At 37.9% G+C, this 25,784-nt stretch carries 24 protein-coding genes and 2 pseudogenes; 9 read left to right on the forward strand and 17 right to left on the reverse strand.

What is annotated here, in order from left to right; genetic code table 11:
• Positions 1-53: 53 nt before the first annotated feature.
• Together QSJ37_RS03905 and QSJ37_RS03910 are read right to left on the reverse strand one after the other, a co-directional pair.
• Positions 54-1,451, reverse strand: coding sequence for a Mur ligase family protein (locus tag QSJ37_RS03905; RefSeq protein WP_285753879.1), 1,398 nt, complete (start codon positions 1,449-1,451; stop codon positions 54-56).
• 21 nt (positions 1,452-1,472) lie between these two features.
• Positions 1,473-2,870, reverse strand: a complete 1,398-nt coding sequence (locus QSJ37_RS03910; protein ID WP_285753882.1) for a UDP-N-acetylmuramoyl-tripeptide--D-alanyl-D-alanine ligase — start codon at positions 2,868-2,870, stop codon at positions 1,473-1,475.
• Between the two features lie 504 nt (positions 2,871-3,374).
• Between QSJ37_RS03910 and QSJ37_RS03915 the strand changes: the two genes are divergently transcribed.
• Positions 3,375-4,040 carry a hypothetical protein gene (locus QSJ37_RS03915; protein ID WP_285753884.1) on the forward strand — a complete coding sequence of 222 codons (666 nt, stop codon included), beginning with the start codon at positions 3,375-3,377 and terminating at the stop codon, positions 4,038-4,040.
• Between the two features lie 432 nt (positions 4,041-4,472).
• Here the strand turns inward: QSJ37_RS03915 and QSJ37_RS03920 are convergent, their stop codons facing one another.
• Both QSJ37_RS03920 and QSJ37_RS03925 read right to left on the reverse strand, forming a co-directional pair.
• Positions 4,473-5,303, reverse strand: coding sequence for a formate/nitrite transporter family protein (locus tag QSJ37_RS03920; protein WP_285753886.1), 831 nt, complete (start codon positions 5,301-5,303; stop codon positions 4,473-4,475).
• 445 nt (positions 5,304-5,748) lie between these two features.
• Complete coding sequence (locus QSJ37_RS03925; RefSeq protein WP_285753889.1) at positions 5,749-6,054, reverse strand: hypothetical protein; 306 nt, start codon at positions 6,052-6,054, stop codon at positions 5,749-5,751.
• A gap of 563 nt (positions 6,055-6,617) precedes the next feature.
• Here QSJ37_RS03925 and QSJ37_RS03930 point away from each other — a divergent pair.
• Positions 6,618-8,003 carry an amino acid permease gene (locus tag QSJ37_RS03930; RefSeq protein ID WP_285753891.1) on the forward strand — a complete coding sequence of 462 codons (1,386 nt, stop codon included), beginning with the start codon at positions 6,618-6,620 and terminating at the stop codon, positions 8,001-8,003.
• Between the two features lie 265 nt (positions 8,004-8,268).
• Entirely contained in the window at positions 8,269-10,314 is a 2,046-nt protein-coding gene (locus tag QSJ37_RS03935; protein WP_285753893.1) for a molybdopterin oxidoreductase family protein, read from the forward strand.
• A gap of 201 nt (positions 10,315-10,515) precedes the next feature.
• On the opposite strand, the gene QSJ37_RS03940 is transcribed toward QSJ37_RS03935, so the two are convergent.
• Positions 10,516-11,694 carry a TIGR04053 family radical SAM/SPASM domain-containing protein gene (locus tag QSJ37_RS03940; RefSeq protein WP_285753895.1) on the reverse strand — a complete coding sequence of 393 codons (1,179 nt, stop codon included), beginning with the start codon at positions 11,692-11,694 and terminating at the stop codon, positions 10,516-10,518.
• A gap of 142 nt (positions 11,695-11,836) precedes the next feature.
• Between QSJ37_RS03940 and QSJ37_RS03945 the strand changes: the two are divergent.
• Positions 11,837-12,025 (forward strand): annotated as a pseudogene (locus QSJ37_RS03945) (hypothetical protein); the annotation flags it as partial.
• A gap of 275 nt (positions 12,026-12,300) precedes the next feature.
• Here the strand turns inward: QSJ37_RS03945 and QSJ37_RS03950 are convergent.
• The 4 genes and pseudogenes from QSJ37_RS03950 to QSJ37_RS03965 all read right to left on the reverse strand — a co-directional run bounded on the left by QSJ37_RS03950 (position 12,301) and on the right by QSJ37_RS03965 (position 15,891).
• Entirely contained in the window at positions 12,301-12,486 is a 186-nt protein-coding gene (locus QSJ37_RS03950) for an immunity protein YezG family protein (protein WP_352177027.1), read from the reverse strand.
• 39 nt (positions 12,487-12,525) lie between these two features.
• A pseudogene (locus tag QSJ37_RS03955) lies at positions 12,526-13,205 on the reverse strand (pre-toxin TG domain-containing protein); the annotation flags it as partial.
• Between the two features lie 426 nt (positions 13,206-13,631).
• The gene (locus tag QSJ37_RS03960) at positions 13,632-14,477 is read right to left on the reverse strand and encodes an aldo/keto reductase (protein ID WP_285753897.1); all 846 of its coding nucleotides are present in this window, start codon (positions 14,475-14,477) and stop codon (positions 13,632-13,634) included.
• Positions 14,478-14,685: 208 nt separating this feature from the next.
• Positions 14,686-15,891: an MFS transporter gene (locus tag QSJ37_RS03965; protein WP_285753899.1), complete on the reverse strand. Its 1,206-nt coding sequence runs from the start codon at positions 15,889-15,891 to the stop codon at positions 14,686-14,688.
• A 192-nt stretch (positions 15,892-16,083) separates the two neighbouring features.
• Here QSJ37_RS03965 and QSJ37_RS03970 point away from each other — a divergent pair, with 192 nt between their 5' ends.
• The 5 genes from QSJ37_RS03970 to QSJ37_RS03990 all read left to right on the forward strand — a co-directional run bounded on the left by QSJ37_RS03970 (position 16,084) and on the right by QSJ37_RS03990 (position 19,981).
• Positions 16,084-16,455 carry a winged helix-turn-helix transcriptional regulator gene (locus QSJ37_RS03970; RefSeq protein WP_285753901.1) on the forward strand — a complete coding sequence of 124 codons (372 nt, stop codon included), beginning with the start codon at positions 16,084-16,086 and terminating at the stop codon, positions 16,453-16,455.
• Between the two features lie 396 nt (positions 16,456-16,851).
• Positions 16,852-17,340 (forward strand): PH domain-containing protein, encoded by a 489-nt coding sequence (locus tag QSJ37_RS03975; RefSeq protein WP_285753903.1) that lies wholly within the window; start codon positions 16,852-16,854, stop codon positions 17,338-17,340.
• A complete protein-coding gene (locus QSJ37_RS03980; RefSeq protein ID WP_285753905.1) occupies positions 17,337-18,824 on the forward strand; it encodes a PH domain-containing protein in 1,488 nt (495 codons plus the stop codon). Before QSJ37_RS03975 ends, QSJ37_RS03980 begins: the two co-directional genes overlap by 4 nt.
• Before the next feature lie 85 nt (positions 18,825-18,909).
• Positions 18,910-19,227, forward strand: coding sequence for a helix-turn-helix domain-containing protein (locus tag QSJ37_RS03985; protein WP_285753907.1), 318 nt, complete (start codon positions 18,910-18,912; stop codon positions 19,225-19,227).
• A gap of 109 nt (positions 19,228-19,336) precedes the next feature.
• On the forward strand, positions 19,337-19,981 hold the full coding sequence (locus QSJ37_RS03990; RefSeq protein ID WP_285753909.1) for an IS3 family transposase: 645 nt from the start codon (positions 19,337-19,339) through the stop codon (positions 19,979-19,981).
• 624 nt (positions 19,982-20,605) lie between these two features.
• Here the strand turns inward: QSJ37_RS03990 and QSJ37_RS03995 are convergent.
• From QSJ37_RS03995 to QSJ37_RS04030, 8 genes are all read right to left on the reverse strand, one after another.
• Positions 20,606-21,076, reverse strand: coding sequence for an SMI1/KNR4 family protein (locus QSJ37_RS03995; RefSeq protein ID WP_285753911.1), 471 nt, complete (start codon positions 21,074-21,076; stop codon positions 20,606-20,608).
• Between the two features lie 191 nt (positions 21,077-21,267).
• On the reverse strand, positions 21,268-21,471 hold the full coding sequence (locus tag QSJ37_RS04000) for a hypothetical protein (RefSeq protein WP_285753913.1): 204 nt from the start codon (positions 21,469-21,471) through the stop codon (positions 21,268-21,270).
• A gap of 138 nt (positions 21,472-21,609) precedes the next feature.
• Positions 21,610-21,795, reverse strand: coding sequence for a hypothetical protein (locus tag QSJ37_RS04005; protein ID WP_285753915.1), 186 nt, complete (start codon positions 21,793-21,795; stop codon positions 21,610-21,612).
• 139 nt (positions 21,796-21,934) lie between these two features.
• Positions 21,935-22,171, reverse strand: a complete 237-nt coding sequence (locus QSJ37_RS04010) for a hypothetical protein (protein WP_285753917.1) — start codon at positions 22,169-22,171, stop codon at positions 21,935-21,937.
• A 364-nt stretch (positions 22,172-22,535) separates the two neighbouring features.
• The gene (locus tag QSJ37_RS04015; protein WP_285753919.1) at positions 22,536-22,949 is read right to left on the reverse strand and encodes a hypothetical protein; all 414 of its coding nucleotides are present in this window, start codon (positions 22,947-22,949) and stop codon (positions 22,536-22,538) included.
• Between the two features lie 412 nt (positions 22,950-23,361).
• Positions 23,362-23,703 (reverse strand): hypothetical protein, encoded by a 342-nt coding sequence (locus QSJ37_RS04020; RefSeq protein WP_285753921.1) that lies wholly within the window; start codon positions 23,701-23,703, stop codon positions 23,362-23,364.
• Positions 23,704-23,856: 153 nt separating this feature from the next.
• The gene (locus QSJ37_RS04025; RefSeq protein ID WP_285753923.1) at positions 23,857-24,207 is read right to left on the reverse strand and encodes a transposase; all 351 of its coding nucleotides are present in this window, start codon (positions 24,205-24,207) and stop codon (positions 23,857-23,859) included.
• 237 nt (positions 24,208-24,444) lie between these two features.
• A complete protein-coding gene (locus tag QSJ37_RS04030; protein WP_285753925.1) occupies positions 24,445-25,779 on the reverse strand; it encodes a dihydrolipoamide acetyltransferase family protein in 1,335 nt (444 codons plus the stop codon).
• Positions 25,780-25,784 lie beyond the last annotated feature (5 nt).

A 25,784-nucleotide genomic window follows, 5' to 3' on the forward strand; every position in this document is an offset into this window, starting at 1 on the left:
CTGATCCCTTTCATTTATAAAATTTCATTTTTTGATATCCCATGAAATTTGAGTTAAGGCATTATTGCCTGTTTTAACTTTTGGAAGGAGTCCTGAACCATGACGCGGTGAGGAATCTTGAGAAGCACGACAGAGTTCTGGTTTAAAAAAGGCTTAAGGATTTGATAGATTTCCGTTCCACTGCTGCAAAAATGAACGTTGCTTGGATCCATTCCAAGCTCGATTGCTTTTCTTCCGATTTCCCGGGCTTCATCCCCTACGACAAACAAGTGGTCAACCTTTGTTTCTACTACTTTTTCGCCTATCCTCGCGTATTGTTGCCTTGCAAATTCGCTTTCCCCAAGCTGAGGCATATATCCCAAAAGTGCAATCTTCGTTTTCGATCCGGAGGTTTCTTGAAGCACTTCAAGTGCGGATGCCATGGAAAGAGGAGCCGCATTCCATGTATCGTCAATGATGGTGCATCCACCCGCTCCTTGGCGGAATTGCAGATGTTCTTTCATCTGTTCAAACGATGCCAGTCGTTCGCAACATTCCTGTACACTCATGCCTGCGCTGGATGCGGCTGCGATAGAAGCAAGGGCGTTGTATACATTAGGCTTGCCGTAACCCGGTACAAAAACTTGGTAAGTTTGATCTTGGTGCTTTAGAGTGAACTGCGTTCCTCCATCCACGTAGCGGACATCTTTTGCTTGAAAATGGCATTCGTCACTGAAGCCAAAATAGATGACCCGTTGAAATCCGCTTACATCGAGAACCTTTTTTATGTTGCTGTCATCAGCGTTTAAGATGATAATCCCTGTCTTCGGATCTAATCCGTTTATGATTTCGGCTTTTGCCTTCATATAGGCTTCCGGTGTTTTGCAATCCTTTAAATGGTAGACATCAATGTTTAACAAGACTCTGATTGGGGGTTGGAAATATTGGATGGTGTTGGCCAAATAACCTGGGGAAGCAACAGGCATTTCAAAGACAGCTGCTTGCGTTTCATCATCAATACCGAGCAAATACTTTAAATTAAGGGATCTTTGATTATTGCTGAGAAAGGTGGAGTGGACTTTATAATATTTTCTTAATATATGTTTTACCATTTCTTTGGTCGTTGTCTTGCCACAGGTACCAGTGATGCCGATAACCGGTATCTGAAAAAGATGACGATAATAGTTAACAAACTTCCAATAGGCTTCCTCTATATTTGGTACTTTAATAATAATGACATCCTTGCCTATATTTTGGAAATAATCAGGATTATCTGTAACAACAACGACAGATTTATACTTTTGAAACAATTTCTTGTCAATTTTCATATCGTTGTAACGGTAAAACAGCATCGTCTGGTCTTTAATTTTTTTGGGTCGATAGGTGACATCTTGTATCAAGGGATTGCCGGATCCTTGTATGACAGTACCACCTATCTCCGCAAGAATTTCTTGGAGATATAAACTTTTCATGCGCATCCTCCCCTCCATTCATTAAACGATGATTTTTGCCTTCAGTTCTTTAAATGAGTCCTGAACCATGACACGGTGAGGGATCTTGAGAAGCACGATCGCTTCCTCATTTAAAAGGGGGTGAAGGATCTCATAGATTTCCGTTCCGCTGTTAGAAAAATAAACTTTACTTGGATCCATTCCGAGCTCTAAGGCTTTCCTTCCGATTTCCTTCGCTTCATCACCCACCACAATAAGAAAATCCACTTGTGTTTTGATTACTTTCTCTCCCATCTTGGCATACTCTTGCTGTGCATAATCTCCATCCCCTAACTGGGGCATATATCCTAAAAGAGCAATTTTGGTTTTGGAACCGGCAACTTCTTTCATTACTTGAAGAGCGTTTGCCATCGAAAGAGGAGTTACATTCCACGTATCGTCAATGACGGTGCAACCACCCAGCCCGGAACGAAACTCCAAATGTTCAATCACTTGGTTGAACGACGCCAATCGCTCGCATGCTTCCTTTATATCCATCCCTGCACTCCACGTCGCTGCGATGGCGGCAAGAGCATTATACACGTTATGTTTGCCATACCCTGGCACAAAGACTGGATAAGTTTGATTTTGATGACGGAGATTAAACTTCATACCTCCTCGGTCATAGGAGACATCCGTTGCTTGAAAGTCGCATCCGTCGCTGAAGCCGAAATAGAGAATGATGTTTCGAAATTTACTCACATCAATTTTTTTGATGTTCTCGTCATCCGCATTTAAGATGAGGGTGCCGTTCACCGGATCCAAATCATGCAGGATTTCCGCTTTTGCCTCGAGATAACGTTCCGGAGTTTTACATCCCACCAGATGATATACGTCAATGTTTAACAAAATCCTTATCTGAGGACGAAAATATTTTATATAAAAAATGATATCCCCAGGGGAGTCTACTCCCATTTCAATCACGGCTGCTCCTGTTGTCTCATCAATCCCAAGAAGATAACGGTGATTGCGATGACCACCGTTGAAACTCTTATAAGTGGATTGGACTTTATAATGTTTTTCAAGAATGTGTTTAATCATTTCTTTTGTTGTCGTTTTACCGCAGGTTCCTGTCACCCCTATAATGGGGATATCAAAAAGGCTGCGGTAATAATCAATAAACTTCCAATAAGCCTCATCTACATCTTCTACTTTTATGACAATCACGTCATCGCCAAGATGGTTAAAGTCTTGTGGTTTTTCCGTTACAACGACAATAGGCTTATATTTTTGAAACAGCTTGGAGCGGATTTTTCTTTTTGTATATAAATCAATGAGCAGTGTATGATTATCTACCTTGTAGCGTTTCGTGACCACATTTTTAATGAGAGGATTTCCCTCTCCTTGCACCAATGCCCCACCAATATGAGCAACAAGCTCGTTTAGATAAAGCCATTTCATATATGTCTCCTCTCTTCTCCATTTTCTGTGTGTAATATTGTATACATGTGATTGTGATGTGGTTACTGTATATTGGGCGGGAGCCTATTTATACGACCCGGCATTAAACAGATTTTAAGATATGATACGGCAATCAGATGAGAAAGGTTTGTGCCATTTCCCATCTGAAAATGAATGAAGCACAACATCTGCCGAAATGTTCTGAACATTTGATTTTTGGGACCTAAGTACGCTTATTTAAAACTAAATAAAAAATGGTCTACTGTATCTGCCAGTAGACCACCATCGTAGATTACTTGCCAAGAAAAAACGAGAATATAACCTAAAAATCGGAATAAGACTTCTGTTTCGTAAGACCATGCATATTCATTGTTCAAATTGAACCTCATGTCCATCCCCAGGTTTTCGAGCCTAATTATTGATAAAAAGGCACCTCTCAGTAAAAAAACGTTTAATATATAGTAGCTTGGCTAAATGGAAAGCATCAAAAAGGAGGGTTATTTTATGGAATTTACTCTTACAGGAGGGGATTCTTCCCTAGTCACCGTGAAGCAAAATCCTCCGAACACCCCTGTAGAAGTCATTTGTGACAATGGGGGGTGTAGTTGTAACAATAGATGTGGTCTTACTACGTTTGAAGGTGGAGAAAATTTAACTCCAATTCCGCCAATCCCTTTGTGTGTAACATTGGCATCGTTTCCCGGTTGGCTTTTTCTAGAGGGAGGGAATGTTGGAAATTGGCCTTCTCCTGATACAATAGCATTTTGGATAGGTGGTACCACTCGTGAGATTACGTTTCAGCCCGCAGTCGCTTCTGTTAGCTTCTTTTATGCTTCCGCTGTAAATGTTACTCTAGAAGCATTTGATGCAAATAACAATTTGATTGCAAGTGTAGTAGGTCCAGCCAATTTTGTTCCTCCTCTTTTTGATAATTGGGACCCTTTAGGCGTTAACGTGGGCTCCAATAGAATTACAAGAATCAGAATAACTGGTAATAGTAACCAAACGGGCATTGATAACTTGAAAGTATGCTCCGTACGCCGAACATGTTGCAAAACGCATAATCCATTCATAAACGCAAATGTACGCCAAAATGCAAATGTACGCCAACAAATCCGCCCGTCTTGGAAACCATATGCAGTGACTAAAAAACACACTTCCAAACGGTGAACATGATTTCCAATTTTGTTATTAAACGTGTAATGCCTAGCGAAACTGCCCCTCCTTTACCGGATTCCCCCCTGATTTTGAGAACACCCTATCTGATTTAAGGTTATTCATGAACCTCTCCCACCTACACTCCGTTTGAAGGTGGGAGTTTTTACTAAATTCATCAAAGAAGCTTCGACGAAGAAGAAGGACTCCTTCCCCCCTACTCGGATGAACCCATCGGAAGCCTTTTCGACGGAATAGTAAGCAACATCAGTTTTTCAAGTTTCCCATTATGAATACCGATGGACAATTCAATTTTTCCATTTTCATGGATGTTGAAACCGTTTTTTACGAAGTCAATTCCAGAAGATTAGAAATTTTCTTTTTTCATATTTTCAATCGTCATTCATCAATTTGAACAAAATAGTTTGAGTGTGGGCTGGCATTTCATCATTTATTCAAAATTTTCTCTTTATGAAACAAGTATCCAACTGACCGTTTTGCTGAAACGTGACCTTCTTTTTGAGATGTCAAATATGTATACAACGCTCCCATAAACAGGGCACCGCCGACAATATTGCCTAGTGTAACAGGAATAATGTTATGCACCACTCCTGCTAAGTCGATCGTCGCTGGATGCGGGACTGCTAATGCAATTGAAAAGAGGACGAAATTGGCAATGGAGTGTTCGTATCCAGAAGCAAAAAAGATAAAAACAATAAGAATCATCGAAAATACTTTTGCCATATCCTCTTTCATTTGCATGGGAATAAAAATCGCTAAACAAACAAGCCAGTTACAGAGAATTCCTTTAAAAAAGAGCTGCATCGTTGTTGCGTGCATTTTTTTCGCCGCCATAAGAAATAATAAATGGCCTCGCGGAATATGATCAAAAACACCGGATTGCGAAATAAGAAAAGCGAAAAATACAGCACCTAATAAATTACCGCTATAACATGCAAGCCAATTCCGCAACGTATCTTTGATTGTCGTTTCTTTGTGCAAAGTACTGATTGTAAAATACATCGTATTACCAGTAAATAGTTCTGCGCCACCGTACATAATTAATACTAAGGCGATTCCGAAAAAAATACCGCTTACTAAATAAGTAGCAGGAGAATTCGCTTCACGGAAAAATTCACCTACACGAAAACAAAGAACAAGTGCAAATCCGATGTACACCCCTGCCAAAGCAGCCCGCATCACATATTGAACAAGGGAACGATCGAGAATTGTTCGTTTTTTTACAGCCAACTCTTTACATTTTTGAACTGCTTCCATCTCTCCGACACTTCTCTTTCATTCTATTTTGTGATTTTTTTCACATTCTTTACGATATATAACATACGCCCTTCCCACCTATTTTTCAACATATCGATGGAAATGTTAAAATAAATGTCAACAATTCCATTTGTAACCGTTTACTAAAAAAATAATCGTTGCAAATTCAATAATAGTTGTTTTAATATAACTAAGATATTAGTAGTTCTTTTCCAAGCATGATCTTGCTTCTCTAACACGTATTAATAAATTCATTTTTCAAGCATGTACAAAGTTTCGAAAAAGAGGAGTGTCTTCGTGTGGTAGAAAGCCCCATCGAATGGTTCCGATGGGGTTTTTAACTATTTCAATCAATCGATTTTAATTCCGTTAGCAAGGGATTGATTTCGTTCATCCAGATATCCTGCCAAAATATCTGTAGTTTGGATGTATTTTTGTGCATTTTTTATGAAAAACCTTTACAGCGAGACTGAATTTCATCTAAATCCGCTATGAACTGCTTTATTTCTTCTTGTGACAATTTCACAGGCATTTGATCGTAAAGAATGAGTAGCTGTCCTTCTTCCTCATTTTGATGATTTTTCAGATAGTCTGACAGATGCTGCAGCTGATGTGGTTGGAGGACAGATTCAACAAAAAACTGTTTGAACTTTTGGATGGTAAAAACGTTCATTTCATTGTCATATTCACCGGAAATAATGCGCCCTTCGATCCATGGCATGCCTGTTTTTCCTCCAGTTTTTGTTTTCATCAGTATTTCCTAAAAAATCATTTTTTATCAAATTGCCGCTATTTCCCGCACGAATTCGCTTCCTTGCAAATAGTCTTAAAAGCGGCACTTTCTTGCAATCCATCTCTTTCCCGCCAAATTCCAATCTTCCACATCTTATAAAAGGAATTACACTTCTTCATCTTTCACCGCATACCGTTTGCCCCCTCGCATTTTGTAGCCAGAAACGGTCGACCAACATTACATATCAGTGTAAAACCATATATAGAAAAAGCCTTCTACAAATATATAAGATTAATTGTATAACAATGAGTTTGGGACATACTCTTGACAAACAAAAGGACATTATTATATTTTAAAAACATATATTTTATACTTAACTGCACAAAAGCATAAAAGCATAGAAGCGTAGAAGCGTTTAAGTGAAAAAGTTTCGAAAAGGAATATATTAAAATGAAAAAACAACCTTTGTCTTAACAATCTTTGGTCATTATTTTACCTTTTCTTTCTAGCATGTTTATTTCAGTTTTAGAACTCTATCATTGTTTGTAAATAAAATATCGCGACAGAAAGGCAGGACAAACATGGAAAAAAATCATCAAGATTTAAAGAAAGGTTTATTGCCTAGACATGTTCAGTTTATTGCTCTAGCAGGCATGATTGGAACGGGTATTTTTAAAGGAAGTTCAGATACGTTAAATATAGCGGGGCCAAGTGTCGTTTTTGCTTACTTATTAGGAGGTTTATTATTATTTATTGTGATGGCGGCATTGGCGGAGATGGCCATTGTCTACCCCAACTTAAACGTTCAGCATCTTGTATATAAAGCGTTTGGATTTCATACATCCTTTATCGTAGGATGGCTTTATTGGATCAACTGGACGATTGTCACCATTGTCGAAATTTTAGCGGCGGGAAGCTTCCTAAAATATTGGTTTCCATCCATACCTTTATGGCTTTTAAGTTTCCTTTGTACCGTCTTGATCGTCGGAATTAACTTGTTTCATGTAAAGTACTATGGGGAGATTGAGTTTTGGTTCGCAGGAATCAAAATTATCGCATTAACCGCTTTTATTATTTTAGGTTTTTGTATTTTAGTAGGAATCATTCCAAGTGCTATTGACAATCCTTTGTCTAACTATACGGAACACGGTGGGTTCTTTCCACATGGAATCGAAGGAATGCTGAGCGCCTTTTTAGTCGTCATCTTTTCATATGGCGGGGCAGAATTGATTGGTGTTACTGTTACAGAAACAAAAGACGCAGAGAAGGTATTGCCAAAAGTAATCAAGGGAACCGTATGGAGAGTCATTCTTTTTTATATTCTTCCTATTCTTATTATATGTGGTTTAATGCCATGGAACAAAGTTTCGGGGGAAGACAGTCCATTTGTTCAAGTATTGAGCATCACAGGGCTGCCTGGAGCAGCACATATCATGAATTTTGTTCTTTTAACAGCCGTTTTATCAGCAGCAAACACGGGGATCTATGCAACTTCGAGAATGTTATATTCCATGGCTCAAAACGGTGAAGCTCCAAAAAGGTTATTAAAGATTTCCAAACAAGGAATACCGATAAACGGTATTTTTATCGTCACCATATGTATATTGATTGGGGTATTTTTCGCCTATATGACTCCAGATCAAGTCATCAGCTATTTAATGACGATACCTGGTTTTACGGTTCTTTTAGTATGGATGAGCATTTGCTTGGCACAACTAAAGCTCCGCTCCCATTATAAAGAGAAACCGTTCTTCCAAGTAAAATGGTTCCCATACACAACTATTTTGGCAACCACATCTTTATTGATCATTTTCATCTCTTTTCTATTTAATAAAGATAATATCATCGGTTCTACCGTTTGCCTTATCATATTAGTACTGCTTGCCACATTTTCTTTTTTGAACAGAAACGGAAGAGAAAAAAACAGTGAATATAAAGGAAAAAAGAGTCTGGTGCAAAATCTCTAAAATTTGGACATTATAGGTCTTGTGGGTTGTATTTCTAAAAAACACAGCCATTCCTAGTTATTATTTATGGCAATATCTTGTTATTAGCATTAAAAAACTCAGATTGAATAGTAAGCCTTAGTAAAATGGGACAAGGAAAAAACACCTCCTGAATCGAAGTATAACTTCATTCGATTGATGGAGGTGTTTGTCTTTATGGAGACAAGAGTTTTTAAATTAACAAAATAGTATTATGATATAACCAGATTATGAAAGGAGCCTATATATGCATTCATTTGTAAAGCAGCCAACAGGTGTATTTCCATCGGTTTGTCCTCTGGATTGCCCTGATCAATGTGGGTTACTGGTACATAAACAAGATGGAAAAATTGTAAAAATACAGGGAGATCCGAATCATCCTGTGACAAAGGGAAATATATGCAATAAAGTACGGAATATGACTGAACGAATCTACGATCCAAAGCGCTTAAAATATCCAATGAAACGTACGGGAGCTAAAGGAGAAGGGAAATTTGAACGGATAAGCTGGGACGAAGCGATTGAGACAATTACTTCCAAATGGAAAGAGCTGATTGAAACAGATGGGCCTGAAAGCATTCTTCCGTATAGCTTTTATGGCAACATGGGAAGGCTCAGCGCTGAAGGAATGGACCGGCGGTTTTTTCATCGATTGGGCGCCTCCCTGCTAGATCGGTCAATTTGTTCGTCAGCTGGCTCGGAAGGCCTTAAATATACAATGGGAGGCGGCTTTGGAATAGACCCTGAAGATACTATTCATTCAAAATTAATCATCTTCTGGGGAATCAATGCTGTAAGCACAAACATGCATCAAGTTGTGCTTGCGCAAAAAGCTAGAAAGAATGGAGCAAAGATTATTGTCATTGATGTACATAAAAATCAAACCGGCCAATTCGCAGATTGGTTCATTCCAATATTGCCGGGTACCGATGCTGCTCTTGCACTGGGCATGATGCATATTTTATTTGCCGAAAACATGGTAGACAACGATTTCTTGAAGAAGTATACAGTCGGACATGAAGAGTTGCGTGAGCATGTTGTCCAGTACGATCCCATCACTGTTTCTGGAATAACAGGTGTTCCCGTTGAAGATATTTATAAACTGGCCAGAATGTATGGCCAAATCACACCTTCCTTTATTCGAATCGGCAATGGTCTTCAGCATCATGACAATGGGGGCATGTGTATTCGTACCATTGCTTGTCTTCCTGCCCTGACAGGACAATGGCTTGTAAAAGGCGGCGGTGCCATCAAATCAAATAGTGGTTATTTGGCCCTTAATACAAGGAGCTTGCAACGCCCGGATTTGTTGCAAAATAAAAATACACGAATCATAAACATGAATCTGCTCGGCCAAGCATTATTGGAATTAGACCCACCGATAAAATCATTATTTGTGTACGGGACAAACCCTGCGGTTGTTGCACCGAATAGCAATAAAGTAAGAAAAGGTCTGGCAAGGGAAGATCTCTTTGTCGTCGTGCATGACTTATTTTTGACAGAAACAGCAAAATACGCAGATATTGTACTTCCTGCAACATCTTCATTCGAAAATACGGATCTTTATACATCATACTGGCACCATTATGTTCAAATTCAGCAGCCAGTTATTGAACGATATGGAGAGTCCAAATCAAATGTCGAAGTGTTCCAATTGCTTGCGAAAAAAATGGGTTTCGAGGATCCATGTTTATATGAGACAGAAGCTGAAATGATTTCGCAAGCTCTAGATAACCCAAACAATCCTTACCTTGAAGGAATCGATTATGAAACATTGGTTAAAAAGCAGTATGTAAAAGCAAATGTAAAACCATTGTTGCCAGGAAAACTGCCAACACCTAGCGGAAAAATTGAACTTTATTCAAGGAAGATGGAACAAGATGGCTACCCTCCTTTGCCAACCTATACGCCACTTGTTAACGATGGAGACTTTCCATTTTTGTTTGTGCCTGGTCCTAACCATAATTTTTTAAACACAACCTTTTCTAATAATGAAAAACACATTTCTTTTGAAAAAGAACCACGTTTGCATATGAATATCAAAGATGCTTTATCGAAGGGGATCAAGGATGGGGATCAAGTCCGAGTGTGGAACAATCGAGGAGAATGTGTATTGAAGGTTTCTATTGGAGAAGACGTACTTCCAGGTGTCGTTGTCACTCAAGGTCTCTGGGCCGATGCCCCAGGTACGAAACATCTGGTAAATTCTCTTACTCCTGACCGAGTTGCCGATATGGGCAATGGAGCGACTTTCTTTTCGGGGAGGGTGAATGTGGAGAAAGTTTTGGATTGAAGAAAAAGGAAAATAAAAGAGCCAGAGTATTTGATATGATCCCCTTATAGTAGACAGAAAAAAGAAAGCCCATTCATCTGTCTACTATGGAGGGGATTTTTCTATGGGGAAAATACGAAAAATTGCCTTTATAAGAGCACGATCTTTTCTGAACAAGCAACACATTAGAAAAGAGCGCCCTGAAAATGACCGAAAAAATGGTTAGCTCAGCGGCGCATTTTCCTTCTTCCTCATTGCCAGCGGGATATACACACAGAATGGTTCGCTTTCCATATAATCTCCTGTAACTGCGTACGCTCTGGAGCGGGAACCGCCACAAATATAACGAAATTCGCAAACACCGCATTTTCCTTTGTACTTGTCAGGCTGGCGCAAGTCTTTAAATACCTTTGACTCTCGATAAATTTTCGAAAGCGGGGTTTCGCGAACGTTTCCGCATACAATCGGAAGCAGGCCGCTTGGCATGACATCGCCAATGTGAGAAACGAATACAAATCCATTTCCATCGTTAACGCCTTTAGGAGCACGCTTCAAACCATCGATCATTGAGGCTGTATCGGTTGTAATCGTATCCTCATAACGAATTTCACCGTATTTAATTTTATGTTCGCGCATTTTTTGCTGAAGAACTACACGTCTATAATGCTGTGCCGCGGTTGTTTTAATATCATATGGCGCTGTTTTGCTTAGTTCATATAGCCAACGAAACACTTTTTCGTGCTCAGCGGGGGTAATGCAGTCATTGATCTGCCCTCTTCCGGTTGGAACAAGCAGAAAGATGTACCACATGACCGCTTTCAAATCAGCGACCAATTTTGCCATTTCTTCTAGATGGTCATAATTGTAACTTGAAATTACCGTGTTAATTTGCAGCGGCATGTTCAATTCGTTTAAATATTTTATTTTTTCGATTGTAAGTTCAAATGAGCCAGGTGTTCCGCGGAAACGGTCGTGAATTTCCGGTGTTGGCCCGTCAAGACTAAAAGCCCAGCGCGAAAGTCCCACTTGTTTAGCCTTCTCCATTTTTTCTTTCGTCACATTCGGGGTGGCGCTTGGTGTGATGGAGACGCGCATCCCTTTTTTAATGGCATAATCCGCCAGTTCAAAAAGGTCTTCCCGCATCATGCAATCGCCGCCGGTGAAAACAAGCATCGGATTATTCATTTCGTAAATCTCATCGATCAGCTTGATGCCTTCTTCATGGGTTAATTCCCTTGGATCCGGAACAGGCTGCGCATCGGCGCGGCAGTGAACGCATTTAAGCTGACATGCTCTTGTTACTTCCCAAATGACGATAAACGGGTTTTCATTATAATCTATATCCTCCTTCCCTTGCCTGTAGGAATTCCCGATTTGATGTGGATATCCATTTCCATGCATTTTCATCACCAAACTTTATTTTCTTGCCATAATGTTTTTACAAGTTCATTATAATCTTGTTCGCTTTTTTCGCATGAAAAGTTTGTTACAATATTTGTACATTCCCATGTTTGCCATTGTTGGCAAGGAAAATGGGCAACTGGATTATAGATGGATTCAAATTCCGAATGGTTTAGACCATAGAGGATAACCCCTTCACCAAAGGAGAGGCAACTTCTACTTCTTAGGATTGCCGTGGCAGTATCGAAGAAGATTCGCTCTTATTGAAGAAGTCGGTGAGGAGGATGAGCTATTAAATAAAAGAAGGTGTCCCAAAAGCAATCACTTTTAGGAAACCTTCTTTGTTGATTGCAGATAAGATGAATATGGTATACAACTCATATTCGTGATTTTCGTTTATCTTTGTAGCCCAGGAGTTTCTTTTTCAAGTTTTTCATTGCGTTGATACCTACTTATTTTATTTTCAGGGATTATCTGCACATTGCGACCATCCCAGCAACAATCTAACATTTTCTTTATTTATCGCGAAGATAGGGTAAATATCTTGTAAATTGCTCCTATTTCTCTTTCGGCAAATTTCAGGCATGCACTAACAATAAAAATTGCTCAAATGAGTTTTCCAACACCCGACTTTGGAATATCGTGGCTATAAATTGGAGTACTTCCATTAGCCGGATAATAAAAAAAGAACGCCGTCCAAACATCCTCTGTGATTTCACCATACACAAAAACCTTTGACCATTCCTCTAGTATTGTTTCAATAATTGTATATGCGATTTTTTGATAAAATATTTAACCTCCATGTTTATTTTGGAATTCTTTGTATTGCCACTTACTCTTACCAATCACCTCATCCCCAGTTTTTCCAATTATGTTCATCATCGTTTCTTTTGCTTTCCTCTCGACTCTGCTCATCCATTCACCGCGGGCCGGACCGATTCCTGCCAAGGCTGGCTGCGGTCCCTGCAGGACAAAGCCAACATTTTCGAGAAGGCTCTCCCATTGCCTTTTGAACGAACACGGATCGTTTGGGTAATCGGCGCTTTTACCACTTGGAGATACGCCGCTTGAAGGGCAGGCATGATTTTATCATAACGGAGAACATGTTTCGTTTGCGAGACCAATTTCGAAACATCCGCTGCTGCTCCCGCCGCTTTCGCTCCTTTGATCCCCGCTTTGCCGGCAACGCCTGCTCCTTTGGCTGGAGGAAAGACGGACAACAATAACATTCCTCCCGCCAGCCAGCGGTCTCCTGCCGAAATCCGTTCTCCGGTGATCGGATCGTATTCTCCAAACAATCGCTGCAAGTCATACCAGCCAAGAAGCTCTAAGCCAAATTCTATCATGTTGTCGGCAAGCGTTTGGTCTGCCTGGTGCATCGCCGCGGCTGTTCGATACAGCAATTCCTTCGCTTCATTTAGCTTTTCTTCATAACGGGCGAGCCAATGAATCAGCTCATCTTTGAGCTCATGGATGGCATCAGAACCGACGCCGGTAATCTCCATCACTAATTAGTTAGGTTATACAGAATTTATCGAATGGCACCATTTTAAACACCAAATTCGGCACCACTTATGACACCAACAAAAATCTCTAAAGGTTGATGTGACAAGCTTTCTAAGCACATTAAAAATACTGGAGGGCGTAATAAGATGGATTCTACTAACAACCGTAAGGAAATTCTTGAATATCTTATTGGATTAATTCGACATGAGAAATATTAGATCGAAAGAGAATCGAAATAGGTTCCTGAGTTAGCTGATTATGAACTGCCCTTTAGCCATAAAAAATCCCCTCCCAGATAGACTCCTAAGAACATCATATCAAATGTTCTCTTTTTTACTTTCTACCTGTAGGGGATAATACCAAGCCTCATCTTTCTTTTTTATAAAAAAAGATATAGATGTTGGAATATATCCATACCCGTCTGCTTTCTATTAAAAGTCAAAATTATCTGGGTCTGGACCGACTCGATGATTCTGATTCAGGCCATCAATCCGCTCCATATCTTCTTCCGTTAACTCAAAATCAAATACCGATGCGTTTTCAACAATGCGATGTTCTTTTGTCGTTTTTGGAATGGTTACAACGCCGTTTTGCAAGTCCCAACGTAAAATGACTTGAGCAACAGATTTGTTATACTTATTTGCGATCTCTTGTAAAACCTCATTATTTAGTAATTGACCTTGCATTAATGGAGACCAAGCTTCTAGCTGAATCCCATGTTTCTGACAAAACGACTGAAGTTCTTTTTGGGTTAAACGTGGATGGTATTCCACTTGGTTCACCATTGGTTTAATTTCTGCTTCTTTCATCAAGTCTTCAAGATGATGGATTTGAAAATTACTTACTCCAATAGCTTTTACTCGTCCTTCTTTATAAAGAGTCTCTAATGCTCTCCATGCGTCTTTATACTTACCTTCTACAGGCCAGTGAATGAGGTATAAATCTAGATACTCTAAACCAAGTTTATTTAAGCTCGTTTCATAGGCTGCGATTGTAGATTCGTATCCTAAATCGGTATTCCAAACTTTCGATGTCACAAATAGATCTTCTCTGGAAATACCAGCTTCTTTCATCCCTTCACGGATACCTTGTCCGACCCCCACTTCATTTCCATAAATAGCTGCTGTATCAATACTGCGATAACCATGTTTAATGGCTGTTTTTACAGCATTAACTAACTCGGGACCTTCTTCTACTTTGAACACCCCGATACCAAGCCAGGGCATTTTTACACCGTTATGCAAGGTGGTTGTATCTTGTAAATTTTTTGCGACCATAAATGGACCTCCTAATTGTTATGAATTGAAATTAAATTCGAACTGTATTGCTGTCTATGTAAGTATCCGCCACCTCCCTTCAAACAACATTTTATAATTTTGGTTTAGCGATTAAATTTTACCAACAAAGAAAGCAAGCATAGTTGATAGCCATTGCATTCTGTAAACGTATGTTGAAAGGTCGGGTTTTTCGAATTTCTATCCTTCTTTATCTAAATTCTACGCTACACTTTTTTTGATCTTTTCGCTCTAGGGCTCGACTCCAATCTGTTAAGATAACAGCTCCTAGAACCATTAATGCTCCTATCCACGGTGTATGAATAAGTCCAATCGAATCGGTGATTACACCACCCAGGTAGGATCCAATTGCGATTCCAGCGTTAAATGCTGCAATATTAATCGCAGAAGCCACATCTACTGCACTCGGTACAAAACGCTCAGCCAGCATTACTACATATACTTGCAGTCCCGGCACGTTCATAAAAGCTAACAATCCCATTAAGATGATCGTAATTAATGCAGCTACTTTAAATGGAGCCGTGAATGTTAAGATACAGAGCACAATGGCTTGCACAATAAACATATAAAATAATGCACCAATCGGATTTTGATTAGACAACTTTCCACCCATCACGTTACCAATCGCAATGGCAACTCCATAGATAAGCAGAATAACAGCAACTGTCTTCTCATGAAATCCAGTGATATCTTGAAGAAGTGGAGATAAATACGTAAAGACAACGAATGTACCTCCATATCCTAAAGCCGTAATAATAAATAAAAGTAATAAACGACCATTTGTCAAAAGTTTGAACTGATCGCCAAATGTAGTACGAGTACCTTTTCGTAAATTCGATGGAACAAGAATACTGTTAGCGATGAAAGCAATAATACCGACAACAACAATAAATATAAAAGCAAGCCTCCAGCCGAATTGCTGCCCAATGAATGTGCCAAAAGGTACACCCGTAATAGTTGCTACGGTGAGACCTGTGAACATAATGGAAATAGCACTAGCTCTGCGATTTTCTGGTACCAAACTTGCTGCGATAGTGGATCCAATTGACATAAACACCCCATGTGAAAAGGCCGAAAGCACACGAGCAACTAGCAAAACACCAATACTAGTTGCACTAGCAGCAATGCTATTACCAATAATAAAAATAATCATAATCCAAAGTAATAAAGATTTACGTGACATATTAGATGTCACAGATGTCAGGATAGGTGCTCCAAAGGTTACCCCTAAAGCATATAAGGAAACGGTTAACCCCGCCGTTGAAACAGAAACCTGCAAATCTTGAGATATAAGTGGTAATAGTCCTACACTAATAAATTCTGTTGTCCCAATGGCAAATGCACTCACTGCTAATGCCAGCAATGCCAATGTACTTCGTTTTTTATCTAAAGTCATTTTTTCGCCTCCTAATCATTGTTTCAATCTCTGCAAACAAACTATATAAATAAAAGAGGATGGTTAAAACCGGCCGGCAAATGTTATTATGATATATATAAGTCACTTAGGAAAGTACGTACTTTTAAGTAATATAGATACTTAAAAGTGCTATAGATACTTTTTAGTACCTATCGATTAGGAGGAAGAAATATGCAAAAAAAGAAGTACAATATTCCCGTTGAAGCAACACTAGAAGTGATAGGCGGAAAATGGAAATGCGTGATTCTTTGCCATCTAACACACGGTAAAAAACGTACAAGTGAGCTAAAACGTCTTATGCCCGGCATTACACAAAAAATGTTGACTCAACAATTACGTGAGTTAGAAGAGGATGGAATCATTAATCGTATTGTTTATAACCAAGTTCCTCCAAAAGTGGAATATGAACTTAGTGAATATGGGTGGAGTTTAAAAGATATCTTAGACTCTTTATGTGCATGGGGAGAAAAACATATTACCAAGGTATACGGTGATAAATTTGCTGTGTTAGAAGAGAGCGTTTTAAATGATAATCTGAAATAACGTACATTGAATAAATGCGATTGGAATTAATAAGTAAAAAAATGCAAATACAGAAGAATGACTCAAGGCTCACGTTTAGAAAAAACGAGAGCCTTGAATTTTTTAATGAATTTACCTAAAAAAGTCATATATCATTCAATCTTTCTTCAAAAAATCTCCCGATTGTTGAATCTTGTTTTTCATCTCATACTTATATCCTGTGGGCTATGTAAAGAGCAAAAATGCATCTCATAGCACCAAAAACATTTCCTTATTTTTTCCTTCAAAGATCTCTCATTTTTCGAAATAGCTGTTTTACAAAAATTTCAATCGCAGTTTATTCAAACGAAACTTTTTTTATCATTTACCGTAAATGAAATTGAATGGATAGTTTTCCAACATAAAGGAGAGAACAGTATGGAAGTACAGTATCAACAAATCTCACCTAGAGCGATGAAAGTACGAAATTTAAACGAACTTATTACATCACTCATTGCCCTTGTTGTTATAACTGGACTTTATTTTTGCACAGATTATTTTAACTGGTGGAGTTGGCTACGGTATGTTTGGATCGCCCTGCTTGTCATTACTATAATTGGTATTCCGTGGACGTATTTTGTAAGTTCACCGATATACTATAAAACGTTTCGATACGGGCTAACGGATGATTTTTTATACATTAAAAGCGGGATTTGGACAAAAGTGGAAGTTGTAGTGCCGATGACGAAAATACAATCAATTGAATTTACTCAAGGCATCATTATGCGAAAATATGGTGTCCGCTCAATTGAAATCAAAACTATGCAAGGTGGCGTTACCATTCCACATATTGAGGAAGAAGTTGCTATAAAGCTCCGCGATGATATTTCGAAGCTTGCCCGTTTAAAGGAGCTTGATGAAGTATGACGTTTCGCTATTCCAAGCTAAAAATATTTTATGACCTGCTAGACCTTATCAAAAGCAATCTGTTTATACTGTTCATTTTATTCCTAAATGCGGGCAGTAATTCTATGTTCATGAATATTGTGCAATGGGGTGCGATTGCGGTTTTCGGATTCAGTTTCCTGTTTCGCATCTATGAGACATTATTTACTAAAGTTGTATTTGCCGAAGATGGCATTCATATACATAAGGGCCTATTCTCTAAATCAGAGCAATTTATACCGCGTGAAAAATTTGAGAATGTGCAAACGAAGGCAAATGTTTTGCAACGATTATTTGGCGTACAATCGATCACAATGGAAACAGGTGAAGCGACTAGCGATGTGACATTGGAATTTGTAAACAAAGTGGATTGCATCAAGATAGAGGATTATGTTTTACGAAATAGGAATCAAGAGCAGCATGCTGAGGAAGCTATCAATGAATCTGAACGTCAAATTCTTTTCACCACTACCATTCGTGATATTTTGAAAGCTTCCCTATTGTCCTTCAGTTTTTTAGCCATCATTCCTATTGGCTTAAATATATGGTCAGATGTACATCCAGAGAAATACATTAATGTAGATAAGGTTATGTCTCATCTTTCAGGATGGCTGCTCATCTTGCTAGTCTTACTTGCCGTATTAGCAGCTGTCGGTATCGGCGTCTTTAAAACGTTTAATAGCTACTATCAATATACCATTTCAATGGACAATGAACGCATTTATGTACAAAAAGGCTGGCTTTCTAAGCAAAGCTTTTCCATTCGCAAAGACAAAGTACAAGCGGTCATTTACAAACAAAACGGCTATCAAAAGTTGCTCGGTGTGACAACAATTAAGCTTATTTCAGCAGGGGAAATTTTGCCAGGTGAGGACCAAAACATTAATGAATTTTTCCCGTACTTACCAACGGAAAAAGCACATGAATTAATAGCAATCATGCTGCCAGAATTTCAACTGCGTAGCATGACACATTATGCATCCCCTAAGGCAAAAAAGTTGATTTGGCTTCGACCACCAATTTTTGCAAGCCTCGTTGCTGCCATTGGATTTTGGAAACCCATTTTCTTTGTTTTTGGTGCGATTGTGTTGGTGTTTACTTATATCAATCGTATTCGAGAATACCGTAATACAGCGTTTAGGTTAGAAGATGCGCATGTACAGCTTCGCTCAGGTGTCTTTACAGTAGAAACACTCGTAACGAAACGGGCAAAGTTGCTTGAATTGCAATTTGAGCGTTCTTTGCTACAGCGAATTTTTGATGTCATGAGTGTAAAACTAACAAATCGTGCACACCCGGTTCACGTAACAACGTTATTAGATATCGATTCTTCTCTACAGCCGTTGATCACATCTTGGTTTGAAGCGCGCACAAAAGATGTGGAGATTGATCCACATTCGCAGTACGGTTCTTTAAAGCAAGATGCTTGTCCGATTCCTTCTTACGTTGAAGTTAATAGCAAATAAAGAACATGCCAGCAACATATTGATACTATCCCTCTTGTGTAGACAGTGTAGAAAAAGGACACACTGCTATACAGGAGGGATTTTTTTGGATAAATCAAATACAAAATACAAAAGCTATAGTTTTGAATTTAAATTACGTACAGTCATGATGTATTTGAATGAACAATTAGGCTATCGAAAAGTGGCCAAGAGAATGGGAATAAAAGATCCTAAAAGGGTACGTATTTGGGTAAAGAACTATCAACAGTATGGAGAAGAAGGATTAAAAGAACGTAGAGGAAAAACCATTTCCTCTAAACGGGGACGGACTAGAAAGAAATCACTAACCGTAGAAGAAGAAAATCGAAAACTCAAAGCAGAAAATGAATTTTTAAAAAAGTTTATTGCTTTGAAAAGGAGGTGAAAACCAAAGACAAAACCGTCTTCTATTCCATCATCCATGATCTTAGTCGTTCCTATCCTATTTCTTTGTTATGTAAGATAGCCTGTGTTTCCAGAAGCGGTTATTATAAGTGGCTGAAACGAAGAAATGCAGCACAGTGGGAGATTTAAGAAATCAGCACATCATGAATTTGAATCTTCAGGCGAAAATTCGTAGAAAAAAGCAAGTATATAGAAAAGGTTCGGAAAGAATTACGGTACCGAACGTATTAAATAGACAATTTACAGCGAGGAAACCAAATGAGAAATGGGTGACAGATATTACCTATCTCCTTTTAAACAACCAGCGTCTATACTTATCCGTTATATACGATCTCTTTAACAGAGAAATTATTTCGTATCGAATCAGTAAAAGAAATGATGTTCAACTGGTTCTTGATACCTTAGACGAAGCAATAAAAAAACGGGATGTGAATGGAACCATTTTACACAGCGACCAAGGTGTCCAGTACACATCCCATGAGTACCACGCAGCTCTTCAACAACATGGTATCATTCCAAGTATGTCCAGAAAAGCAAACTGTTTAGACAATGCTTGTATAGAAAACTTTTTTAGCCATCTAAAAACAGAATGTATATATCTTGAGGAATTTCACTCCATGGATGACCTAGAAGCAGCTGTTCATAAATATATCGAGTTTTATAATAATAGGCGCATTCAAAAGAAACTCACATATCTTAGCCCTGTACAATACAGAAAGAAGGTATGTGCATAACACAGGAATCACGGATGACTAGAATAGCTCCTTCATCAGCTTGTCTACCAATTAGTTGATGGGCTGTCAGTGTCAAGTGATTTCCTTGACACTGACAAAGCCCAATCAACTATGATGGATGAAGCTGATGAGAGGGTTTTTTTAAACACTGTCTACTTGACAGGGATATGTCCAAAGGGACTCGTGTTCCTTTAAAATTTCCACTAGATTTACACCATCTATGAATATATCCACAAATTCTACATCATCGTTATTCTTAACAACAAACTCAATTCTGTTCATACACTCCTCCAAATAACCAACTAACGAATCCCGTTAGCTGAATAAGAATCATTTTTTATTTTCATCACTTTGTTCAAAAAGATAAAGAATTAAAAATAAACCTCCAAGACCTACAGGAACATATATGAGGAAATAGTAAATGTTTTTAGGTATTTCAAAGAGATTGTCTAGATAACCCCAAAGAACCGCCCATAAAAATACAACAATGTATTTCAACCAACTTTTCATTAGAAATTTAATCCCTTCTTTTCTTGTGCCATGCCTCTTCTTAAACTAACCTGCTCCGTAGTTGAACAACTCTACTCCTTTTTGAATTTACCCCCCTTTAGTTGAATAAAACAACTATTTTTTTCGTCCATAACTCGGTTTTAATTTTTTAGGGGCTAACGGAGGTAAACGGAATAGTTTATTTAAGAAGTCATCAAAAGAGGAGGCTATTTCAATAAATTCCCAAGTTATCTCTTCTGTTGAGTAATTCTCCCTAATATAAAGGATTGGTGGATTACTTTTGGTACTACGATAATCTAATACCAACCAATGATGAAAATCATCCCATAATACAAAAAATTCTTGTGGAAGTTGAGCTTCTTTCAATAACTCCTTTGATGACATAATACTTCTCCCATCGTCTGGGTCAAGGCATATCCCCTCTATATAAGATATTCTTTCCTTTTGTCCATCAGGTAACATAAAGTATGGATAGTTTAGTTCGCCGCCGTTCTTTTGCTTTATCAACTCAATATAAGACAAGGGCAACTTTACACCTAAAAAATCCTCTGCTTTCTTGATTATCTCGTCGCTTATTGGATACATAATTTGCCCACTGTACTCTCCATTTTCTTTCCAGAAATCTTTGCCTTTATAAAACTCTTGCTTAATAAATAAACACCTCCGTAAATTAGTTTGTAACTATGATTATATCGTAAGTTCTCATTTTTTAACGTACAAAATAAGTTGGATTCGTGCAGTAATCTGCCCCGCTAGTTGAAAAACACCGGCTACCATTAAATTATTTTTTGGGCACCGGCTAAAACTTCCTTTACTTTTTCCACATCATCAATAACATAAAGAGTTGCACCTAATTCCGAACAGTATATCAATACATTCTTATTTTCACTTTCAAGCAATAAAGCAAAATCTGTTTGGATTTGTTCTTTACATTTTTCCTTAGCAGAAAATGCTTCATATTCCTCGCGATAAACACTCAATCTTGGATGATGAATTTCAGTAAATCTAATATAATTAACATCTCTATATCGCCAATCGTTCTTTTCTTCAGAGTTGTATTCTAATAATTCTTCACGATAGTTCTCGTCATAACATATAGAGATTCGATCAATTTCACCCTAAAATGGATGGTCATATGGTTCATTCATAACTGAAAATGGTTCTTGTTTTTCGTTAATTAACACAACATGTGAGGTTTCATTCTCTGAGTTTTGATAAAAAGAACGAACATATACAGTCAGCTTTTTACTACTTATTAACTTTTTGATATCTTGTTCGGTTGATAATAAATTTGCTAAAATCACAGCGACCTCCTTAGTGATCAATATCTTCACTTCTTAGCCAGTTTATCACTCCTCTTGTTCAATTAACCTACTTCTTTAGTTGAATAAAAAAACGTAGCTGTTCTTTTTGCAGTAACGCACGTGTTAGATTAATAAAGTATCAAAAGATTTCTGTAACCTCAACATCATTCCATATTTCCTTTAGATACTTTCCGTTAATAGTCCCATTCTCAAGCAGTTCCTTATGTGTTCGAAACGTTTGATAATCCTTATAAAACTCTGATAAATGCCACCCATCATGGCTACAACTTATCGAATATTTTTGTCCTTTATATACAAAATGTATTTCATGACCGATTTCTAAATCATTTTCTAAATCTTCAAATGAATAATCCATTCCTATAACACCTCAATCAAATAATGGTTAACTTCCATTTTATCACTTCTTCCTCAACTATCCTGGTCCCGTTAACTCAACAAGAAAAAGGAGCTGTCGCAAACAACTCCCTTATTTCACCCTTGCACCCGTTAGTGAAAAAGCTTATTTTTTCTTCAAAGCTTCTTCGTACTGTTTTCGGTCAAATACAAAAGGGCCTAATTGATTGTAATTCTAGTAACCTCCCGCAAATTCAGGTCCCCTATGAGGCTGTTCAAAATCTTTCCATATTACCATCTCTTCATTAACAGTTATTTTTGCTACAAAGGGCCAACATTCTATAACACCATATTTCCCTTTTAAATTTACCTGACATATCCATTAGTTAAAGAGTATGGTCACGTACATCATCTTTCCATATTTCTTCAATATATTCCTTCAATTCCTCTAAAACTTTTTCTATTGATTCATCAATTAATTCTCCTACAACCCTACAGCCAGGTATATTCCTGGAAGTAGGCAAACCAAGAAATGTTCGTTCACACTTCCAAATTGGAAGCACATATAAATCAAGTAGTTCATCTTTTTTTGATATTCCCATAACAACAGAGGAATTGTACCCCGGAACAAAATGATTTTCTCCTTCTATAACAAGTTCTATATCAAAATCCAAATTTTGTTCTGCGAATACAGGTTTATACTTTTCCAATAATAATTCAATATGTTCTTTTAGAGCTTGTTCCATTTCTTTAATCTTTGATAACAAATTTGGTGAAAAATCCTTGTGTGAATATTTCATAACATTAATCACCTTCTATCTACAATAAGTTAATTTACTAAACCATTATAATTTCCTTCTTCAAAATTGCTGTCCGTTAGTTAAATAACAAAGGCGATGCCCCTTATTTCAAGCATCGCATCCGTTAGCCACCTTCCGCACTTCACGGCACCACAGATTATAGGAGAAATTTTGTTCTTATGGGAGTTGAAGAAGATATTTTAAATTAACTTGGAAATATCCACAATGTGTAGATGAGTTTCCTTTACAAATAGCATAACAATCACGAATAATTGGTTTATCTAATAAATCTGGAATGATACCTAAACATAGGCGATTTAAATCGAATAATACTAATTGAAAAAGCCGCCAATTATGGCAGCTGGATCTTCGACTCTTGCACCCTTTTATGAAATAGGTAATATGGTTTCTTTTACCATTCTCTCCATTCTTCAGTTATGTCTTCTTCGGATTCTAAGCCAGCTATACGCGCAGCTTCAGTAATAAACTCACATAGTTCTTCTCTCTCCATTGTTTCAATAAAATAATCATATTTGTCATTTACTTCATTTAATCTAATTACCACTTCTTTAACACATTCAAGTATGTTTTCCTCCGTCGGCTTATCTCCAAGTTTTTTTAAGTTGTTGATGTAAGAATCAAGAACCTCATTAGTTGCATTGATATTTTCGTTGGTAAAAAGGTCATCATCTTCATCCATTCTTTGTTTCCATTCTACTGTTGGTTTATTTTTTGCTAGTTCTTCAAAAGTCATAATATCCTCCCAAAAATGTGTTATTTTATCTTATATTTCTTTTATAATTAATTTTCTTTAATTATAATGATTTCCTACTTGCCAAAAACACAAATTCACAAATTACTTTTAAATGGTATTTTAGCAAATACAAAAATCGTATCTCTAAACTTATTACCTATTCTCTTCATCATACTCTAAAAATAGGTCTTGTAAATCTCCATTAATTGGTTCATTATTATCGTTAATTGTCACTTTAAACTCAATATCCTCCCCTCCTATTGATACTACCCCATCTAACATCCCTAAAATATTAGATATAGCATCCACTTCTACTTGTTCGATTATTTTAAATAATATTTCTTTATTTTTATCTGATAGTTCTGAATAAAACATCAATGCTTCTTTCCAATAGGGGTCTGTAACTTCATTAATATCAGTATTATTGAATATATCTCGATAAAAATTACGATTTTCTTTTATAATTGACTGATGTAAAAGTTTAACAAACTCTTCTTTATTCATATATCTCATCTCCTTCCCATCTCTGGATACAATTGTTTATTTAATTCAATTAATTTTCGAAGTTGAGAATTAGGAATGTCTGGATATACTCTTCTTAACTCCATTATATCTCTTGCTAATAATTGTCTTGCACTCTCAATTCCTTTTGAACTTCTCAAAAGGTGAAAAGCAAACAAAAACCCTGGGGAATTCCCCAGGGCCTATTTTTACTTGAAACCATTCTGTTTGCCAAGATTTTTATATTACAAATAACAAATCTGGTTCGCTTAAATATTTTTTCAGTTCGTTTAAAGCTTTTTGCGCTAAAACGCCATCGATTAACCGATGGTCGTAGCTGAGTGATAAAGCCATCATCGAGGCGATTTCAATGGAATCATTGATGACGACAGGTTTTTTCTCCACTCTGCCGATGCCTAAAATACATGATTCTGGATGATTAATAATCGGCGTGAACCAGGAACCATCCGCTGATCCGATGTTCGATATCGTACATGTGGATCCTGTCATTTCATCCGCTTTGATGGAACCGTCTCTTGCTTTTTTCGCTAGCTCTTGAATTTCTTTGGCGATTTGGAACAATGGCTTTTGATCTGCGTGTTTAATCACCGGAACGACAAGGCCGCGGTCGGTGTCGGCGGCAAAGCCGATATGATATTCATCTTTTAAGATAATTTCTTCTCGTTCATCGTCCAATGAAGCATTTAACATCGGATATTTTTTTAACACAGCTGTTAACGCTTTGACCACGTATGCTAAATAGGTAAGTTTAATTCCCTCTTCATCTGCAAATGGTTTTACTCTTTGGCGATGAGCCACAAGATTGGTTACATTGGCCTCATCAAAATGAGTCACATGCGGAATCACCGATTTTGAATGAACCATGGCGTTTGCAATCACTTTTCGAATGCCAGTAAGCGGGATTCTTCGTTGACTTTGCGTGATCGTCTCTTTTTGCGTTGTTTCCTTGCCGGCTGCCGCTTCTTTCTCCGCTTCTGTTTGTTCTAATTTTCGTTTGGCAATGACAGCCTCGACATCGCTTTTTAGTATTCTTCCATTTGGTCCAGTTGGTGTCACTTCATCAAGGTTCACATTGTGTTCTCTCGCAAATTTGCGTACAGATGGTGCCGCTTTTACAAACCGGTTTGGTTGTTTTTCATCTTCGCTTTGCTTTGCCGCGTTTCGGATGTCTTCTTCCGTGACTTTGCCGTTAGGTCCGGTCGGAGTGACAAGGCGCCAATCGACCCCAAGTTCTTTGGCTAATTTTTTTACACGCGGAGTAGCTTTTCTCTCCACCGGAACCTCTTGCGCCACTTTTGGTTGTTCCTCTGTGGAAGATGCTGTTTCAATGACGGCCAATACTTCCCCAACGGCCGCAGTCTCGCCTCTTTTTTTCCGGATTTCTTTTACAACGCCTGACTCCGGAGCTTCAATTTCCGAAACAGCTTTTTCTGTCTGAACTTCAACGAGCGTATCGTTTTTTTCTACGGAATCACCTTCTAAAACGTGCCAGAAGGTGATCAAACTTTCATCATGAGTATCGGATAGTCGAGGTAATTTTACTTCGATTAACATGGCTA

This window comes from Parageobacillus sp. G301, assembly GCF_030268025.1.
GTDB lineage: Bacteria > Bacillota > Bacilli > Bacillales > Anoxybacillaceae > Parageobacillus_B > Parageobacillus_B toebii.

What these genes read in the sequence shown, in the direction of transcription:
- QSJ37_RS03905 (WP_285753879.1), bottom strand. Translation starts at nt 1,451, where the DNA reads ATGAAAAGTTTATATCTCCAAGAAATTCTTGCGGAGATAGGTGGTACT.
- QSJ37_RS03910 (WP_285753882.1), bottom strand. Translation starts at nt 2,870, where the DNA reads ATGAAATGGCTTTATCTAAACGAGCTTGTTGCTCATATTGGTGGGGCA.
- QSJ37_RS03915 (WP_285753884.1), top strand. Translation starts at nt 3,375, where the DNA reads ATGGAATTTACTCTTACAGGAGGGGATTCTTCCCTAGTCACCGTGAAG.
- QSJ37_RS03920 (WP_285753886.1), bottom strand. Translation starts at nt 5,303, where the DNA reads ATGGAAGCAGTTCAAAAATGTAAAGAGTTGGCTGTAAAAAAACGAACA.
- QSJ37_RS03925 (WP_285753889.1), bottom strand. Translation starts at nt 6,054, where the DNA reads ATGAAAACAAAAACTGGAGGAAAAACAGGCATGCCATGGATCGAAGGG.
- QSJ37_RS03930 (WP_285753891.1), top strand. Translation starts at nt 6,618, where the DNA reads ATGGAAAAAAATCATCAAGATTTAAAGAAAGGTTTATTGCCTAGACAT.
- QSJ37_RS03935 (WP_285753893.1), top strand. Translation starts at nt 8,269, where the DNA reads ATGCATTCATTTGTAAAGCAGCCAACAGGTGTATTTCCATCGGTTTGT.
- QSJ37_RS03940 (WP_285753895.1), bottom strand. Translation starts at nt 11,694, where the DNA reads ATGCATGGAAATGGATATCCACATCAAATCGGGAATTCCTACAGGCAA.
- QSJ37_RS03960 (WP_285753897.1), bottom strand. Translation starts at nt 14,477, where the DNA reads ATGGTCGCAAAAAATTTACAAGATACAACCACCTTGCATAACGGTGTA.
- QSJ37_RS03965 (WP_285753899.1), bottom strand. Translation starts at nt 15,891, where the DNA reads ATGACTTTAGATAAAAAACGAAGTACATTGGCATTGCTGGCATTAGCA.
- QSJ37_RS03970 (WP_285753901.1), top strand. Translation starts at nt 16,084, where the DNA reads ATGCAAAAAAAGAAGTACAATATTCCCGTTGAAGCAACACTAGAAGTG.
- QSJ37_RS03975 (WP_285753903.1), top strand. Translation starts at nt 16,852, where the DNA reads ATGGAAGTACAGTATCAACAAATCTCACCTAGAGCGATGAAAGTACGA.
- QSJ37_RS03980 (WP_285753905.1), top strand. Translation starts at nt 17,337, where the DNA reads ATGACGTTTCGCTATTCCAAGCTAAAAATATTTTATGACCTGCTAGAC.
- QSJ37_RS03995 (WP_285753911.1), bottom strand. Translation starts at nt 21,076, where the DNA reads ATGTATCCAATAAGCGACGAGATAATCAAGAAAGCAGAGGATTTTTTA.
- QSJ37_RS04010 (WP_285753917.1), bottom strand. Translation starts at nt 22,171, where the DNA reads ATGGATTATTCATTTGAAGATTTAGAAAATGATTTAGAAATCGGTCAT.
- QSJ37_RS04015 (WP_285753919.1), bottom strand. Translation starts at nt 22,949, where the DNA reads ATGAAATATTCACACAAGGATTTTTCACCAAATTTGTTATCAAAGATT.
- QSJ37_RS04020 (WP_285753921.1), bottom strand. Translation starts at nt 23,703, where the DNA reads ATGACTTTTGAAGAACTAGCAAAAAATAAACCAACAGTAGAATGGAAA.
- QSJ37_RS04025 (WP_285753923.1), bottom strand. Translation starts at nt 24,207, where the DNA reads ATGAATAAAGAAGAGTTTGTTAAACTTTTACATCAGTCAATTATAAAA.
- QSJ37_RS04030 (WP_285753925.1), bottom strand. Translation starts at nt 25,779, where the DNA reads ATGTTAATCGAAGTAAAATTACCTCGACTATCCGATACTCATGATGAA.